A 17346-nucleotide genomic window follows, 5' to 3' on the forward strand; every position below is an offset into this window, starting at 1 on the left:
CCGCCGCCCCCGCCCGGCTACGGCTACCCCGCGGCGCCGCAGGCGGCCCAGCCCTACCCGCAGCCCGTCCAGCCGCAGGGCCCCTACCCGCCCGCGCCGTACCCGCAGGCCCCGCAGGCGCCCGGTCCCTACGGACCGCCCTCGCCGCACGGCTACCCGCCGGCGGCGCCGCAGCCCGGACCGGCCGCCAAGGGCCGCGGCAAGGCCCGGCTGAAGGCGGTCGGACTGGTCCTGGGTGTGATCGCCCTCATCGTCGGCTACTTCGTCACCGGCCCCAGCGTCAGCAGCGCCAAGGCCGGCGACTGCGTCAAGGCCTCCGGCTCGCGCGACGTCTCGGTGGTCAAGTGCACCGACAGCAAGGCGAACTACAAGGTGCTCGCCAAGTTCGAGTCCACCACCGACACCAGCAGGTGCCGCGAGAGCGCGGGCACCACCAGCACCGTCTCGGGCAAGAGCGGCCGCCGCTGGAACAAGAAGCGTTACGTGCTCTGCCTCGGCCCGCTCGCCGGCGTCCCGCCGGTCAAGAAGTCCTGACCGTCCGCCACCTGAATTCCCCGGGGGATCCCCTTGTCCGTTCCGCCCCAGATGCCGTACGGCTCGCCGCCGCCCGCCGACGGCGCCAACCCGTACGCCACCGGCAACCCGTACGCCGGCGCGCCGGCCCCGCAGCCGGCGGGCGCACCGCCCCCGGCCGGCTACGGCTACCCGGCCGCACCGCCGCCGGCCGCACCCGGCTACGGCGCGCCCGCCCAGGCCCCGCCGGGGGGCTACGCGTACCCGCCGCAGGCCGGGGGCTATCCCGCGCCGGCCGGCTACGCCGCCCCGCACGGCGGTCCGGTGTGCCGGTTCTGCGGCGGTTTCCCGGCCGTCGAGACCACCGTCCGCGGCCACCAGGGCATCATCATCATCATGCGGTTCCTGAAGCAGCCGGGACCGTTCTGCCGCACCTGCGGCACCGCCGTGGTCCGCGACATGTCCGCCCGCACCCTGGTGCAGGGCTGGTGGAGCTACCTCTCCGGCATCTTCACCGTGGTCACCCTGCTGCGGAACCTCGCCGCCCACAACAAGATCAAGGACCTGCCGCCGCCGGCGCCCGGCACCCACGGGCCGCAGCTGGACCCGGGCGTGCCGCTCACCAAGCGGCCGCACATCTTCATGCTGCTGCTGCCGGTGCTCGGGATCGGCTCGTGGATCGTCCTGATCGCCACCGGCGCGCTCTTCGCCTCCACCAAGCACGACACCACCCACCGCCCGCTGGTGATGCCCTCGGTGACCGTGCCGACCTTCCCCTCGCCGACCTTCCCGTCCATCCCGGCGGCGACGGTGCCCGCGGCGACGGCGCCGGCGGTGCCGGTGCCGACGATCACCCTGCCGACGCCGTCCGCCACCAAGGTGGCCAGCGACATCGACACCGCCAAGGCCGGCGACTGCCTGCGCAACGAGAACGGCACCAGCGCCACCCACGACGCCAGCCCGCGGATCACCATGCTGCCGTGCGGCGACCCGAAGGCCCAGTACAAGGTGCTCAAGAAGGTCTACGGGACCAGCGACAACGACAAGGCCTGCGAGAACGTCACCGGCGCCGAGAGTACCTACACCCGTGAGTCCAGCACGGAGGCGCTCAGCTTCGTGCTCTGCCTGAAGAAGCTCTGAGCCCGGGCGCGGGCCCGTACCCGGGCCCGCGCCGACCGGCCCGCGCACGGACGAGGGGTGGCCCCGGGAGAACCCGGGACCACCCCTCGCGGCACCGTGTGCCCTACTGCTGGGCCGCCCACCAGTCGCGCAGCGCGGCGACCGCCGCGTCGTGCTCCATCGGGCCGTGCTCCAGCCGCAGCTCCAGCATGTGCTTGTACGCCTTGCCGACCGCGGGGCCGGGCTTGAGGCCGAGCAGCTCCATGATCTGGTTGCCGTCCAGCGCGGGGCGGACGGCGTCCAGCTCCTCCTGCTCCCTGAGCTCCTCGATCCGGCTCTCCAGGCCGTCGTAGGTGCGGGAGAGCGCGGCCGCCTTCTTCCGGTTCCGGGTGGTGCAGTCCGAGCGGGTCAGCTTGTGCAGCCGCTCCAGCAGCGGGCCGGCGTCGGTGACGTAGCGGCGCACCGCCGAGTCGGTCCACTCGCCGCCGCCGTAGCCGTGGAAGCGCAGGTGCAGCTCGACCAGCCGCGAGACGTCCTCGGTGAGCTCCTTGGAGTACTTCAGGTCGCGCATCCGCTTGCGGGTCATCTTGGCGCCCACCACCTCGTGGTGGTGGAAGGAGACCCGGCCGTCCTGCTCGAAGCGGCGGGTGCGGGGCTTGCCGATGTCGTGCAGCAGCGCGGCCAGCCGCAGGGTGAGGTCGGGCCCGTCCTGCTCCAGGTCGACGGCCTGCTCCAGGACGGTCAGCGAGTGCTCGTAGACGTCCTTGTGGCGGTGGTGCTCGTCCCGCTCCAGGCGCAGCGCCGGCAGCTCCGGGAGGACGTGGTCGGCCAGGCCGGTGTCGACCAGCAGTCGCAGGCCCTTGACCGGGTGCGCGGCCAGCAGCAGCTTGTTCAGCTCGGCCTGCACCCGCTCGGCGGAGACGATGGTGATCCGCTCGGCCATCGCGGTCATCGCCGCGACCACCTCGGGGGCCGGCTCGAAGTCCAGCTGGGCGGCGAACCGGGCGGCCCGCATCATCCGCAGCGGGTCGTCGGAGAAGGACTCCTCGGGCGTGGCGGGGGTGCGCAGCACCCGGGCCTCCAGGTCGTCCAGACCGCGGTGCGGGTCGACGAAGCCCCGGCCGGGCAGGTCGACGGCCATCGCGTTGACCGTGAAGTCGCGGCGGACCAGGTCCTGCTCGATGGTGTCGCCGTAGCTCACCTCGGGCTTGCGGGAGGTGCGGTCGTACGCCTCGGAGCGGTAGGTGGTGATCTCGATCAGGAAGGAACCCTCCGGGGTGTCCTTGCGCGCGCCGACGGTGCCGAAGGCGATGCCGACGTCCCAGACCGCGTCGGCCCAGCCCTTGACCAGCTTCAGCACCTGCTGCGGACGCGCGTCGGTGGTGAAGTCCAGATCGTTGCCGAGCCGGCCCAGCAGGGCGTCCCGGACCGAGCCGCCGACCAGTGCGAGCCGGTGACCGGCCGCCTGGAAGCGCCGGGCGATCTCGTCGGCGACCGGGGAGACCCGCAGCAGTTCCTGCAGACCCAGGGTCTGCGCCTCGCTCAGGCCGGGGACGACCTGGACGGCGGAACTGGAATGATGGGCGCCGGTCGGGTGGGCGGTGGGCTCATTGGCAGTGGACACGGCTCACAAGGGTACGTGGCCCGGCGGCCCGGTCGCCCGCGTGTTTCCACCGGCTCACTCCCCGGCCCGCAACACCGCACCCCTCACCACATCGTTACCATGCCGGTGGAACGAGTCCGGATGCACCGAGCACGGGCCGCGGTACCGTGCGCCGCCACGGCCACCGAGGCACCGGACCGCCGCATTTTCTTCACGGCTGATCCTCACGGCATCCCACGGCCGACGGAACATCCGCAGCAGCACGGCAGCAGCAGCAGCAGCGATCGAGAACGGCGAGGGCGAACCCGTGAGCGAGGGCGAACCGCGTGAGTGAGCCGGCACGGCACCCCGGTCCGGCGCCGGACGGGCGCCCCGGGCGGGTCCTGGGACGAACCGTCCGGCGGCTGGCGGGCGCGCTCGGCGCCGCGCTGGTGCTCGCCTCGGCGCTGCCCGGCGGCTCCGCCGACGCGGCCCCGGCCGGGGGGACCAGGCCGGTCGCCGACACGGCGGTCAGCGCCGAGCTCCCGGTGACCATGACCATCGAGTCGGTGAACAAGCCGGTCGCCGTCCCGGGCGGCACCGTGACCATCACCGGGCACGTCACCAACGCCGGCAGGTCGGTGCTGAAGTCCGCGCACGCGGCCGTCCGCCGGCCCTGGCCGAGCAAGCCGCTCACCACCCGCAGCGAACTCGCCTCGGTGTCCTCGCGGAGCGTCCCGCTCAACGCGGACGGCATCTCGATGGACAGCCCGCAGTACGCCCTCAACGAGCTCGGCCCCGGCCAGAGCCAGCCGTACACCCTCAGCGTCGCCGTCGCCGACCTGCAGTTCTCCGGCGAGGGCGTGTACGAGCTGGCGGTGGACGTCTGGGGCACGACCGCCGACAACCAGCGCGACCGGCCGCTGGGCATCGCCCGCAGCTTCCTGCCCTACAACCCGTCCCCGGCCGACGCCCAGCCGTCCAAGGTGACCACCCTCTGGCCGCTGGTGCACGCGCCGGTGCTGGCCGCGCAGACCCTCTCCGAGAACGACCAGACCGTCCCGGTGCTCCGGGACGACAGCCTGGCCGCCGAGTTCGCCCCCGGCGGCCGGCTGTACGCGCTGGTCGACACGGGCGCCGCGCTGACCGGGCTGACCTGGGTGGTGGACCCGGACCTGCTGGACACCGCGTTCGCGATGACCAAGCGCTACGTGGTGCAGAAGCCGGGCACCGAGGGCAACGCGGCCAAGGACGACAACACCGTCCCCGGCACCGGCACCGCCGCCGCCACCGCCTGGCTGGAGAAGCTGCGGGCCGCCGTGGCCAAGCCGGGCAGCCAGGTGGTGGCGCTGCCGTACGCCGATCCCGACCTCGCCTCGATCGCGCACAACGCCCCCGAGCTGGAGGGCATCGACACCGCGCTCAGCAAGGCGGCCACGGCCGGTCGGCTGACCGTCGAGGGCCGGCTGTCGGTGGACACCCGGGCCGATGTCGCCTGGCCCTACCGGGGCTACCTGGACCAGCGGATCGCCGCCGTCGCCCAGCGCACCGGCAACAGCCTGGTGCTGGTGAACGGCGCGGGCATGCCCGAGTCCGACGCGCTGAAGTACACCCCCTCGGCCGCCCGGCCGATCGGCAACGGGCAGACCGCGGTGGTCGCCGACCAGCTGATCTCCTCGCTGTTCGAGGACGGGCTCACGACCCAGGAGGAGCAGAGCCGGGCCGTCCAGCGGTTCCTCGCCGAGACCTTCGTGATCTCCCGCCAGGAGCCGCAGAACCCGCGCGGCCTGCTGGTGATGCCGCCGCGCGATCTCGGTGCCGATGCCGCCAAGGTGCTCGCGAGCGCCCTCCAGGCGGCCCAGGACGGCAAGTGGGTGGAGCCGGTCAAGCTGGACGCCCTCGCCCAGCTGCCGCCGGACCCCAGGGCGAGCGCGGCCGTCCCCGGCCCCGCCGACTACCCGGCCCGGGCCCGCGACTCGGAGCTGTCCGCCTTCGATCTGACCACCACCACCCGGATCCAGACCGACCTGGACACGCTGATGCGGGTGCTGACCCTGCCGCAGCGGGTGCGCGGCCCGTTCAGCGCGGCCATGGTCCGCTCGCTGTCCACCGAGTGGCGCACCGAGGGCTCCGCCGGGGCCGACTACCGGGAGGGCGTGAAGCGCTACCTCAAGGAGCTGACCGGCGCGGTGAAGGTGCCGCCGAAGCGGGAGATCACCTTCGCGGGCGACACCGGAGTGCTCCAGGTCAGCGTCCGCAACGACCTGACCCAGACGGTCACCAACCTCAAGCTGGTCCTCACCCCGGCCCAGCCCAACCGGCTCCGGGTCGAGCTGCCGACCGAGGAACTGGTGCTGCCCGCCTCGCAGAGCGTCACCCTGCGCTTCCCCGCCGAGGCGAAGAACAACGGGCCGGTGAGCATGACCGCCCAGCTCTACACCACCGGGCCGAACCCGCAGAAGTACGGCGAACCGGTGACCTTCACCGTCCAGGTCACCTCGGTGACCAACGGGGTGCTCTACGTCTTCGGCGGCGCCGCGCTGCTGCTCCTGCTCGCCGCGCTGCGGTTCGTCCGCCAGCGCAAGCGGCGGGTGGCGCACGGCGACGAGGGCGACGCGCCGCTCGCCCCGCAGGACGGCGGGACCGGCCCGGACAACACCGACGGCCCGGGCCGGGGCGAGGGCGGGGACGGCCCCGGGACCGCCGCCGACGCCGCCGACGCGGACCGCCCGGCCGGCCCGGAGCGGCCGGAACAGGACGGAGCGGCGCGGACACCGCGCGGCAGCAGCGCGGATGGCCGGGATCGGGCCACCAGTGATGAGAAGGTTGGTCCTTGACAGCGCCGATACCGCCCGACTCCGGAGCGGCCTCCCCACGACAGCGAAGAGGTGACATGACCGGGCGCAGCGAGGAGCGGCCTCCGGGCCGCGGAGAGGGCCGTCCGGGGGCCGAGTCGCCGTCCGGCGACTGGTACGTGGCCGACACNNCGACTGGTACGTGGCCGACACCTACGCCCAGGACCCGTACGCGGCCGACGCGTACCGCGACGGTCCGGGCGAGCCGGACCCGTACGGTCTGCGGACCGCCCCGCCCGCCGCGCCGCAGCAGCCGGTGGCCGCGTACGACGTGCCGCCGCAGCTGCCGCCGCAGGGCGGCGACTACCCGGTGCCGCCGACGCCGTTCGGCCCGCCGGTGCCGCCGGTCCAGCCCGGCTGGGACACCCCGGCGAGGGCGGACTGGCGCGACGACCGGCCGCAGCAGCCGGGCGTTCCGGCCGCCCCCGCGGCCCCGGCCCCCCCGGCCGAGGGCTGGGGCGGGCAGCAGCAGTGGCAGCCCGGCCCGGCGCACTCCGCCTGGGACTCCGAGTCCACCGAGTACGTCGGGGTGGACTCGCTGTTCGGCGGCGGCCGGACCACGGCCGAGGCCCCGCGCCCGCCGGCCCAGGCGTCCCCCGGCCAGCAGCACCCCGGACAGCCGTACCCGGTCCAGCAGCCCGGCGCGCAGCCGCCGGCCGCGTCCGTCCCGCCCGCGCCGTTCCCCCCGGCCGGCGCGTACCCGGGACAGCACGCGCCGCAGCACGGGCCGCAGCCCGCGTACGGCCACGGCGGCCAGGACGGCCCCAGGCCGTTCGTCCCGCCGATCGAGTTCGACCCGCCGCTCTCCGAGGAGGAGGCCACCCTCCAGGTGGCCGCGGTGCAGCTGCCGCCCGCTGTGGAGCCGCTCGCCGACCTCGTGGCGGAGGAGCAGGCCCACCCCGCGGACGCCGCTCCGACCGCGCCCGCCGAGCAGCCCGCCGCCGGCGGCAAGGTCGCCTCGCTGCTGAACTCCAGCGCGATCATGGCGGCCGGCACCCTGGTCTCCCGGGGCACCGGCTTCCTGCGCACCATGGTGATCGCCGGCGCGATCGGCATCGCCGTGATGGGTGACTCCTACAACGCCGCCAACACCCTGCCGACGCTGCTCTACATCCTGATCGGCGGCGGCGCGCTGAACGCCGTCTTCGTGCCGCAGCTGGTCCGCAGCATGAAGAACGACGCGGACGGCGGCACCGCCTACGCCAACCGGCTGCTCACCCTGGTGATGGTCGGCCTGGCCGGCGTGGTCTTCCTGGCCGTGCTCGGGGCGCCCCTGCTGGTCCAGCTGATCGCCCACCCGATGATGGAGAACCCGGCCCGCGCGGACACCACCGTGGCCATGGCCCGGTACTGCCTGCCGACCATCTTCTTCATGGGCATCCATGTGGTGATGGGCCAGATCCTCAACGCCCGCGGCCGGTTCGGCGCGATGATGTGGACCCCGGTCCTCAACAACCTCGTGGTGATCTTCACCTTCGGCGCCTACATCTGGGTCTACGGCGGCTTCGACGGCACCCACGTCAAGCCGGAGACGATCACCCCCGAGGGCGTCCGGCTGCTCGGCATCGGCACCCTGGTGGGCCTCGCCGTACAGGCCCTGGCGATGATCCCGTACCTGCGGGCGGCCGGCTTCTCCTTCCGGCCGCGCTTCGACTGGCGCGGGCACGGCCTGGGCAAGGCCGCCCGGCTGGCCAAGTGGACGTTCTTCTTCGTCCTCGCCAACCAGGCCGGCTACCTGGTCATCACCCAGCTCGCCACCGCCGCCGGCGCCGACGCCGAGACGGGCGGCCACGGCGGCGTCGGCCTCGCGGCCTTCTCCAACGCGCTGCTGATCTGGCAGCTCCCGCAGGCCGTCATCACCGTCTCGATCATGAGCGCGGTGCTGCCCCGGCTGTCCCGCGCGGCCGCCGACGAGGACGCCGGCGCCGTCCGCGACGACATCTCCTACGGACTGCGCACCACCGCCGTCGCGGTCGTCCCGGCCTCGTTCCTCTTCCTGGCGCTCGGGCCGGCCATCGGCCAGTCCATCTACGCGGTGGGCGGCGGCGACACCGCCATGGACAACGCGCGCAACGTGGGCCTGATGCTCTCCGCCTTCGCCCTCGGCCTGATCCCGTACTCGGCGCAGTACGTGATGCTCCGCGGCTTCTACGCCTACGAGGACACCCGCACCCCGTTCTCCAACACCGTGTGGGTGGCCGCCTGCCAGGCCGGCTTCTCGCTGCTCTGCTGGGTGCTCCTGCCCCCGGAGTGGACGGTCACCGGGATGGCGTTCGGCTACGGTCTCGCGTACGCCATCGGAGTGACGGTCGCGGTGCCCAAGCTGAAGAAGAAGATCGGCGGGCTGGACACCAAGCGGATCGGCAAGACGTACTCCCGCCTCACGACGGCCTCCGTCCCCGCCGCGGTGGTCGGTCTGGCCGTCAGCCTGGCGGTCACCAAGGTCGTCGGCGGCTGGGCCGGCGCGGTGCTGACGGTCGTCCTGGCCGGCGGACTCCAGCTGGCCGTCTTCGTGCTCATCGCGAAGCGGCTGCGGATCGAGGAACTCAACGCCATGCTGGGTATGGTGCGCGGCCGACTCGGCCGCTGACCCGGGGTCGGGCCGCCACCGGGCCCCGGGTCGTCCCGGGCCCGGCAGGGCGGCCCGGCGTCGGATCTGCACCACATCTCTCCACCATCAGGCAACCGCACGGACCTTTCGGCGGTCGTACCCGGTGGAGAACAGTGGGCACAATTGTCCTGGAGCACCGGAGTCACCCGCCGATGCGCTCCAACGACTCTCTCTCAGGCCCGGGGCGACACAAGGGGAGGCAGGACCACGGTGGCTGATGGCACCAAGGCGGTCGTCGACACATCGGCAGCTGACGGGGCGGCGGACGAGGCCGCGCTCGCTGCGGCGATCGACGAACTCGCCGACGGCACGGCCCGGGCCACCGCGGCCGGCTCCCCCGCGGAGAAGGACGGCCGCAGCGACCGCACCGACGGCGGCGCGGCCGCCGGGGCCAAGGCCGGGACCACCGGCGCGAGGACCACCGACGGGGAGGCCCGGGCCGCGCGCCCGGCCGCGCCCGCCGCGCCCGCCGCGACCGCCCCCGCCACGACCGCACCGGCCCCGGGCGAGGGGACCTCCGAGACGACCGCGCCGCTGTCGGTCTCCGAGATCGCCGCCGAACTGGCCTCGGGCGACGCCGCCGCCGGCCGGACCGACCCCGGCCCGGCCGCCGCGACACCTGCCAAGCGCCCCCCGCGGGACCCGCAGCCGACCCACGACCCCCGGGACACCGCCACCCTGCCGCAGACCCTGCCCGCCCCGGTGCGGCGCAGCGGCGACATGATCGGCCACCGCTACCGGCTGGAGGAGTGCATCTCCTCCACCGAGACCTTCAGCAGCTGGCGGGCCGTCGACGAGAAGCTCCGCCGGGCGGTCGGGGTCCACCTGATGGCCTCCGGCCACCAGCGCGCCCGCAAGGTGCTGGCCGCCGCCAAGTCCGCCGCCCTGCTCGGCGACCCGCGCTTCGTACAGGTCCTGGACGCCGTCCAGGAGGGCGAGCTGGTCTACGTGGTGCGGGAGTGGCTGCCGCACGCCTCCGACCTCGCCAAGCTGCTCTCCGACGGGCCGCTGGAGCCGCACGAGGCCTACCAGATGGTCCGCCAGGTCACCGACGCGGTGGCGGCCGCCCACCGGCGCGGCCAGGCCCATCTGCGGCTCACCCCGCGCTGCGTGCTGCGCACCGACAGCGGCCAGTACCGGATCAACGGCATCGCGGTGGACGCCGCACTGCGCGGCCTCACCGGCGAGGGCAGCGGGGAGGACGCCGAGCGCGTCGACACCCGGGCCATCGGCGCCCTGCTGTTCGCCGCCCTCACCCACCGCTGGCCCTACCCCGAGGACCGCTACGACCTCCAGGGCCTGCCCAGGAACCTCCGCGACGTGGCGCCGGACCAGGTCCGCGCCGGCGTCCACAAGGGCCTGTCCGAGCTGGCCGCCCGAGCCCTGCTCGACCACCCGCCGCACCACGCCGAGCCGATCACCACCCCCGACGGGCTGGCCCGGGCGATTGCCCTGATGCCGCGCATCCGCCAGCCCCAGCCCGAGCTCCCGGCCTTCACCAGCCCGCCGCGCCACAACACCCACGCGCTGCCGACCGCGCCCAACCCGACCCGGGTGGTCGCCGCCCCCGGCACCGCGCCGACCCCGGTGGCCGCCCCGGTGCGGCGCAGCGGACGACGGCTGCGCACGGTGGTCAAGGTGACCGCGTCGGCGGTCGCCCTCGGCGCCATCGGCTTCGCCTCCTGGCAGCTGGTGGACAGCCTGCGCCCGGGGAGCACGGCCGTCGCCTCCCCCCAGGCCAGCTCCACCTCCGCCACCCCCACCGCCCACGCGGCCACCCACGACCCGGCTCCGATCCCGGTCAAGGAGGCGCTGTCCTACAACCCGCTGGGCGAGAAGGCCGACGGCGCGGCCAGCCTGCCCAAGGCCATCGACGACGACCCGGCCAGCGAGTGGCAGACCAACTGGTACAGCGACGCGTTCGGGTCCAAGCCGGGCACCAAGGAGGGCACCGGGCTGCTGCTCGACCTCGGCTCGGTGCAGACGGTCTCCAAGGTGACCCTCAAGTGGAGCACCGCCACCACGGCCGAGCTCCGGATGCCCGGCAAGACCGTCGGCAACGCGCAGACCGCCAAGCCGGGTGATTTCACCGTCCTGGGGAAGAAGGCCGGCACAGCGGTCGAGTACAGCCTGGACAGCCCGGTCACCACCCGCTATCTCTTGATCTGGCTGACCAACCTGTCCAAGAATCCGGACGGCGGTCCGAACCCGGGCAAGTACCAGGCTTTCCTCGGCGACGTGAAGGTCTTCGGCTGACCCGCCGACTGCGGTGGCGGAGCACGAACGGCGAGGGGTGGACGTGGCGCAGGACGGACCGGAGCGGGCCGACGACGACGCGGCGCTCCTCGCCCGGCACGTCGGCGGCGACCGGGAGGCCTTCGGCCTGCTGGTGAACCGCCACCGGGACCGGCTCTGGGCCGTCGCCCTGCGCACCCTCGGCGACCGCGAGGAGGCCGCCGACGCCCTCCAGGACGCCCTGGTCTCCGCCTTCCGGTCCGCCCACACCTTCCAGGGCCGTTCGGCCGTCACGACCTGGCTGCACCGGATCGTGGTCAACGCCTGCCTGGACCGCGCCCGCCGGGCGGCCACCCGCCGCACCAAGCCGCTGGACGACGATCCGCAGCGGCTTGACGCCCTGGTCGGCTCGGCCGAGCCGGCCGACTCCCCGGTGGTGCGCGCCGAGGTGCACCGCGAGCTGTCCGCCGCGCTCGCCGAGCTTCCGGTCGAGCAGCGGGCCGCGCTGGTCCTGGTCGACATGCAGGGCTATCCGGTCGCCGAGGCGGCCGAGCTGCTGGGGGTCCCGGTGGGCACGGTGAAGAGCCGCTGCGCCCGGGGCCGGGCCCGGCTGCTGCCGCTCGTCCGGCACCTGCGCGAGGAGCCGGACCCGGGGTCGCGGGGGAGCGGTGTTTCACGTGAAACACCGCCCTCGGGAAACACCTCCCGACCGCCCGGGAACCCACCCGGCGGCCGCACCGTCACAGGGACAGCCCCGGATCCAGCCCGGCCGATTCTGGAAGGAGATGCGAGCACGCGATGACGGCACCGCCCTCCTCCTCCGACCCCACCGCCGGACCGCACCCCTCGGTCGACGAGCTGGCCGACCTCTCCGAGGAGCTGCTCGCCCCCGCCGAGGCCGAGGCGCTCCGGGAACACCTGGCCGGCTGCGCCGACTGCCGGGAGACCGTCGACGCGCTCACCGAGGTGCGGGCACTGCTCGGCGCGGCCGAGCCCCTCGCCGTGCCGGCCGATGTCGCCGCCCGGATCGACGCCGCCCTCGCGGCCGCCGTGCCTGCCACCGTGCCCGCCGCGGCACCGGCTGTGCCGGCCGCCCGGCCCGCGCCCACCGCGCCACCGAAGGCCCCGCCGTCCCGCCCCGCCGCCGGCACCGGCCCGGGACGGTCCCGGCGCGGACGCCGGAGGGCCCTGCTGCTCGGCTCGGCCGCCGCGCTGCTCGTCCTCGGCCTCGGGGGCGCCTTCCTGTCCCTGTCCTCCCCCGGGCGCCAGGACCTCAGCAGCACCGCCGACGCGGCCGCCACCCCCGCCGCCGGCACCCCCGCCCCGGAGAGCTCCACCGCCGGGGCCAAGACCGACCGGTCCACCGGCGGCACGGTCTACCAGGACGACCGGCTCGCCGCCCAGGTCGGGCAGCTGCTCGCCGCCGCGGGCACCTCCCACCCGGTCAAGCCCTCCGCGGTCCCCGGTTCGGGCCCCGCCGCCACCGACCCCTCGGAGGCCCCCGGAGCGACCGCCGTACCGCCCGCGGAGGGCGGCCAGGGCCTCGTCGGCGGCAACCGCTCCACCCCGGCCTGCCCGCCCGCCAGTTCCGCCGCCCTGCTCGCCACCGACCGGGGCAGCTACGCGGGCGCCGCCGCGGACCTCCTGGTGTACGCCATGCCGGGCCGTCCCGAGCTGCTCGACGTCTACCTCCGCGCCCCCGACTGCGGACCGGTCCTGCGCCATCTGACCGTCCCCGCGCCCTGACCGGTGGTTCCCGTGCGATCCATGCCCCGGGCCGCGCGACACTCCCACAGTGCGGGCGCCTGGTACTGATCCCCCTGGGAATGCGAGACACTGGTCAGTCGTTGTCCCGGGCGGCGGAGCAGGACCGCCCTCCCCGCAGCAAACGCGGGTCGCGATGCGAACCAGGAGATGCAGTGAGCGACGTCCGTAACGTGATCATCATCGGTTCCGGCCCCGCCGGGTACACCGCCGCCCTCTACACGGCCCGCGCCTCCCTCAAGCCCCTGGTCTTCGAGGGTGCCGTCACCGCCGGTGGCGCGCTGATGAACACCACCGAGGTCGAGAACTTCCCGGGCTTCCGGGACGGCATCATGGGTCCCGAGCTGATGGACAACATGCGGGCCCAGGCCGAGCGCTTCGGCGCCGAGCTGATCCCCGACGACATCGTCTCGGTCGACCTCACCGGCGACATCAAGACCGTCACCGACTCCGAGGGCAATGTCCACAAGGCCCGCGCGGTGATCGTCACCACCGGCTCCCAGCACCGCAAGCTGGACCTGCCGAACGAGGACAAGCTGTCCGGCCGGGGCGTCTCCTGGTGCGCGACCTGCGACGGCTTCTTCTTCCGCGACCAGGACATCGCGGTGGTCGGCGGCGGCGACACCGCCCTGGAGGAGGCGACCTTCCTCTCCCGCTTCGCCCGCAGCGTCAAGGTCATCCACCGCCGGGACACCCTGCGCGCCTCCAAGGCCATGCAGGAGCGCGCCTTCGCCGACGAGAAGATCAGCTTCGAGTGGGACAGCGCGGTCGAGGCCATCCACGGCGACCCGAAGCTGACCGGTGTCACCCTGCGCGACACCACCACCGGCGAGCTGCGCGAGCTCCCGGTCACCGGCCTGTTCATCGCGATCGGCCACGACCCGCGCACCGAGCTCTTCAAGGGCCAGCTGGAGCTCGACGCCGAGGGCTACCTCAAGGTCGAGGCCCCCTCCACCCGCACCAACATCCCGGGTGTCTTCGCCGCCGGCGACGTCGTCGACCACACCTACCGCCAGGCCATCACCGCCTCCGGCACCGGCTGCTCCGCCGCCCTGGACGCCGAGCGCTACCTGGCCTCGCTGGCCGACCTGGAGGCCCAGGCCGTCACCGTGGCGGTCTGACCCGAAGCGATCCACCGTCCGGATGGGTGTGTTCCACGTGGAACACACCCGCCCCGCCGGGACGAAACAGATCCGCCCCGTGCGGTGTTGTAGACCTGGCAGCCCCTCGCCCGCTTGACCCCTAGGAGTGACCGTGGCCGGCGCCACCACCACCGTGACCGACGCGACGTTCGATGCGGACGTCCTCAAGAGCGACAAGCCCGTTCTCGTCGACTTCTGGGCCGAATGGTGCGGCCCGTGCCGTCAGGTCGCCCCGGTCCTGGAGGAGATCGCGGCCGAGCACGGCGACAAGCTCACCATCGCCAAGCTCGACGTCGATGCGAACCAGCAGACCGCCGCGACGTACAACGTGATTTCCATCCCGACCCTGATCCTCTACAAGAACGGCGAGCCGGTGAAGCAGATCACCGGTGCCCGTCCGAAGGCCGCGCTGCTGCGCGAGCTGGACGGCCTGATCTAGGTCCGTCCCCCGGAACGCCACGAGGGCGGGACTCCCCACCGGGAGTCCCGCCCTCGTCCGTTGTCCCTGGCTCCCGGTGCCTCCCGGAAGCCACGGGGAGCGCTCAGAACGGCCGCAGTGCCGGCTCCTTCCGGCCGCCGCCCAGCAGCCGCTCCAGCGCCCCCTCGACGTCCCCCCGCCAGGAGAGCGTGGTCCGCGCCTCCAGCCGCAGCCGCGGATAGCGGTGGTGCGGGCGGACCGTCTTGAAGCCCACCGCCAGCAGGTGCTCGGCCGGCAGCACACAGCTGACCGGCTGCCGCCCCACCGCCCCGAAGGCCTCGATCGCCCGGAACCCCCGGCCCAGCAGGTCCTTGGCCACCGTCTGCACCAGCACCCGGCCGATCCCCTGCCGCTGGAAGCCCGGCAGCACCCGGCTGACCATCAGCTGGACGGCGTCCGAGGCCACCGGGCTGGTCGGGAAGGACTGCGAACGGGGCACGTACGCGGGCGGGGCGTAGAGCACGAAGCCGGCCGGCTGCTCGTCCACGTAGACGACCCGGCCGCAGGACCCCCACTCCAGCAGCACCGCGGAGATCCACCCCTCCTTCTCCAGCTCGGGCTTGCCGGACTCCACCGCCGCCCGGCCGCTGACCGGGTCCAGCTCCCAGAACACACAGGAGCGGCAGGTCGACGGCAGGTCCGCGAGGTTGTCCAGCGTCAACGGAACGATCCGGCGTCCCATGCCCCGCACCTCCTCGTCCACTCCACAGTCGAGCATTCCCCCCGAATGCCGATGGGTGCATGTTTCACGTGAAACAGCGCCCACGTGGAACATGCACCCATCGCGTACCGCGATCGGCCCGGCTCAGCCCTGCGACAGCCGCAGTCCGTCCTCACCGGGCGCGAGGCTGTCCAGGATCCGGTTGAGGTCCTCCACGGAGCCGAACTCCAGCACCACCTTGCCCTTGCCGAGCTTGCCGGCGCGCTGCGAGACCTCGACCTTCACCCGGGTCTCGAAACGGTCGGAGAGCCGGCTCGCCAGGTCGTTGAAGGCCGGCGAGAGGATCTTCCCGGCCTTGGGCGCCTGACGCTTGGGCCGCTCCTCCCGGTCCATCAGCGCGACGATCTCCTCGGTGGTCCGCACCGAGAGCCCCTCCGCGACGATCCGCTTGGCCAGCTCCTCCTGCCGCTCCGGGTCCGGCGCCCCGAGCAGCGCCCGGGCGTGGCCGGCGGTGAGCACCCCCGAGGCCACCCGGCGCTGGACCGCCGGCGGCAGCTTCAGCAGCCGCAGGGTGTTGGACACATGCGAACGCGAGCGCCCGATCCGGTCCGCCAGCTCGTCGTGGGTGCAGGAGAAGTCCCGCAGCAGCTGGTCGTAGGCGGCCGCCTCCTCCAGCGGGTTGAGCTCCGCCCGGTGCAGGTTCTCCAGCAGGGCGTCCAGCAGCAGCTTGTCGTCCTCGGTGGCCCGGACGATCGCCGGGATCTGCTCCAGCCCGGCCTCCCGGGAGGCCCGCCAGCGCCGCTCGCCCATGATGAGCTCGAAGCGCCCCGGCGCGGACTGGCGCACCACCACCGGCTGGAGCAGGCCCACCTCCTTGATCGAGGCGACCAGCTGGGCCAGCTTGTCCTCGTCGAACACCTCGCGCGGCTGGCGCGGGTTGGGGGTGATCGCGTCCAGCGGCAGTTCGGCGAAGTAGGCGCCCTCCACCCGGGTCAGCTCCGCCTCGGCGGCGGCCTGCTCCCGCAGGCTCTCCGCGGCCGCCTTGGCCGAGCCCCGGCCCGAGGGCAGCGTCGGCACCGCCGTCGGCGACGCCGCGCCGGACGGGGCCACCGCGGGCTGCGCCGTGCTCCCGGCCCCTCCGACTGCCGGGGCCACCGGGGAGATCAGCGCCCCCAGTCCTCGTCCCAGACCCCTGCGACCACTCACCGATTGCCCTCCGTCGTACCGTGCTGTGCCACCGGGGCGCCCTGCTGCCCCGAACCGTCCCGCTGCTGCCCCACCAACGAGCCGCCGCCCGCGGCGGACACCGCCCGCAGCGCCAGCTCCCGGGCGGCCTCCAGGTAGGAGAGCGCACCGGTGGAGCCGGGATCGTAGGTGAGCACCGTCTGACCGTAGCTGGGCGCCTCCGAGATCCGGACCGAGCGCGGGATCGCGGTGTGCAGGACCTCCTGCGGGAAGTGCGTCCGGACCTCCTCCGCCACCTGGGCGGCCAGCCTGGTCCGGGCGTCGTACATGGTGAGCAGGATGGTGGAGACGTGCAGCGCCGGGTTGAGGTGCGCCCGGACCAGCTCGACGTTGCGCAGCAGCTGGCCGAGGCCCTCCAGCGCGTAGTACTCGCACTGGATCGGGATCAGCACCTCCTGGCCGGCGACCAGGGCGTTGACCGTCAGCAGGCCCAGCGAGGGCGGGCAGTCGATCAGGATGTAGTCCAGCGGCTGCTCGTACGCGGCGATGGCCCGCTGCAGCCGGCTCTCCCGGGCCACCAGCGACACCAGCTCGATCTCCGCGCCGGCCAGGTCGATGGTGGCGGGGACGCAGAAGAGCCCCTCGACCTCGACCACCGGCTGGACCACGTCGGCCAGCGGCTTGCCCTCCACCAGTACGTCGTAGATCGAGGGCACCTCGGCGTGGTGGTCGATGCCGAGCGCGGTCGAGGCGTTGCCCTGCGGGTCGAGGTCGACCACCAGGACCCGCAGCCCGTGCATGGCCAGCGAGGCGGCGAGGTTGACGGTGGTGGTGGTCTTGCCCACCCCGCCCTTCTGGTTGGCCACCACCATCACCCGGGTGGTGGCGGGCCGGGGCAGTCCTTCGCCCGCTCGGCCGATGGCCTGGACCGCAGCCTGGGCGGCACGCGCGATGGGCGTGTCATCGATCTGGTCGATGGTCTCCGAGTCCTGCATGGGGCTCAGTGTTTCACGTGAAACCGGAGCGGCAACAGTCACCGCCCGGCTGCGGGCGAGGATTCCCGAGAGCAGAGAGCGACGTTTCACGTGAAACACCATGCCCGCAATGTCGGAATTCTGACGATGCGACACTCCGGTGAACCCCGAGTCGTCCTGCCGGCCGCCCTCCCGTCACCGGGACGTCGGAGGGGCTCCGCAGCGGC

The 17346-nt window shown here is 73.8% G+C and carries 13 protein-coding genes; 9 read left to right on the top strand and 4 right to left on the bottom strand.

Features of this window, described 5'->3' with window-relative positions:
* Together VR45_RS07580 and VR45_RS42130 are read left to right on the top strand one after the other, a co-directional pair.
* The coding region (locus VR45_RS07580; RefSeq protein WP_052708914.1) for a hypothetical protein at positions 1-534 on the top strand (534 nt) is incomplete at its 5' end.
* A gap of 33 nt (positions 535-567) precedes the next feature.
* Positions 568-1653: a hypothetical protein gene (locus tag VR45_RS42130; RefSeq protein ID WP_159394142.1), complete on the top strand. Its 1086-nt coding sequence runs from the start codon at positions 568-570 to the stop codon at positions 1651-1653.
* Between the two features lie 103 nt (positions 1654-1756).
* Here the strand turns inward: VR45_RS42130 and VR45_RS07590 are convergent, their stop codons facing one another.
* Complete coding sequence (locus VR45_RS07590) at positions 1757-3178, bottom strand: CCA tRNA nucleotidyltransferase (protein ID WP_045938915.1); 1422 nt, start codon at positions 3176-3178, stop codon at positions 1757-1759.
* Positions 3179-3561: 383 nt separating this feature from the next.
* Here VR45_RS07590 and VR45_RS07595 point away from each other — a divergent pair, with 383 nt between their 5' ends.
* From VR45_RS07595 to trxA, 7 genes are all read left to right on the top strand, one after another.
* A complete protein-coding gene (locus tag VR45_RS07595) occupies positions 3562-6051 on the top strand; it encodes a DUF6049 family protein (RefSeq protein ID WP_052708916.1) in 2490 nt (829 codons plus the stop codon).
* Positions 6052-6211: 160 nt separating this feature from the next.
* Positions 6212-8659: a murein biosynthesis integral membrane protein MurJ gene (gene murJ / locus VR45_RS07600; protein WP_052708917.1), complete on the top strand. Its 2448-nt coding sequence runs from the start codon at positions 6212-6214 to the stop codon at positions 8657-8659.
* A gap of 231 nt (positions 8660-8890) precedes the next feature.
* The gene (locus tag VR45_RS07605) at positions 8891-10936 is read left to right on the top strand and encodes a protein kinase family protein (RefSeq protein ID WP_052708918.1); all 2046 of its coding nucleotides are present in this window, start codon (positions 8891-8893) and stop codon (positions 10934-10936) included.
* Between the two features lie 43 nt (positions 10937-10979).
* Entirely contained in the window at positions 10980-11717 is a 738-nt protein-coding gene (gene sigM / locus VR45_RS07610; protein WP_107084126.1) for an RNA polymerase sigma factor SigM, read from the top strand.
* Positions 11714-12661, top strand: a complete 948-nt coding sequence (locus VR45_RS42135; RefSeq protein WP_052708919.1) for a zf-HC2 domain-containing protein — start codon at positions 11714-11716, stop codon at positions 12659-12661. Before sigM ends, VR45_RS42135 begins: the two co-directional genes overlap by 4 nt.
* A 173-nt stretch (positions 12662-12834) precedes the next feature.
* Entirely contained in the window at positions 12835-13800 is a 966-nt protein-coding gene (trxB, locus tag VR45_RS07620; protein WP_045938898.1) for a thioredoxin-disulfide reductase, read from the top strand.
* Between the two features lie 133 nt (positions 13801-13933).
* A complete protein-coding gene (trxA, locus tag VR45_RS07625; RefSeq protein WP_045938899.1) occupies positions 13934-14260 on the top strand; it encodes a thioredoxin in 327 nt (108 codons plus the stop codon).
* A 103-nt stretch (positions 14261-14363) separates the two neighbouring features.
* Here the strand turns inward: trxA and VR45_RS07630 are convergent, their stop codons facing one another.
* The 3 genes from VR45_RS07630 to VR45_RS07640 all read right to left on the bottom strand — a co-directional run bounded on the left by VR45_RS07630 (position 14364) and on the right by VR45_RS07640 (position 17140).
* Positions 14364-14981, bottom strand: coding sequence for a GNAT family N-acetyltransferase (locus VR45_RS07630; protein WP_030392428.1), 618 nt, complete (start codon positions 14979-14981; stop codon positions 14364-14366).
* Positions 14982-15104: 123 nt separating this feature from the next.
* Positions 15105-16166 (bottom strand): ParB/RepB/Spo0J family partition protein, encoded by a 1062-nt coding sequence (locus VR45_RS07635; protein ID WP_045938900.1) that lies wholly within the window; start codon positions 16164-16166, stop codon positions 15105-15107.
* Entirely contained in the window at positions 16163-17140 is a 978-nt protein-coding gene (locus VR45_RS07640) for a ParA family protein (RefSeq protein ID WP_107084124.1), read from the bottom strand. Before VR45_RS07640 ends, VR45_RS07635 begins: the two co-directional genes overlap by 4 nt.
* Between the last annotated feature and the right edge of the window lie 206 nt (positions 17141-17346).

Origin of the sequence: Streptomyces sp. NRRL S-495, from assembly GCF_000966955.1 — a bacterium.
Taxonomy (GTDB): domain Bacteria; phylum Actinomycetota; class Actinomycetes; order Streptomycetales; family Streptomycetaceae; genus Kitasatospora; species Kitasatospora purpeofusca.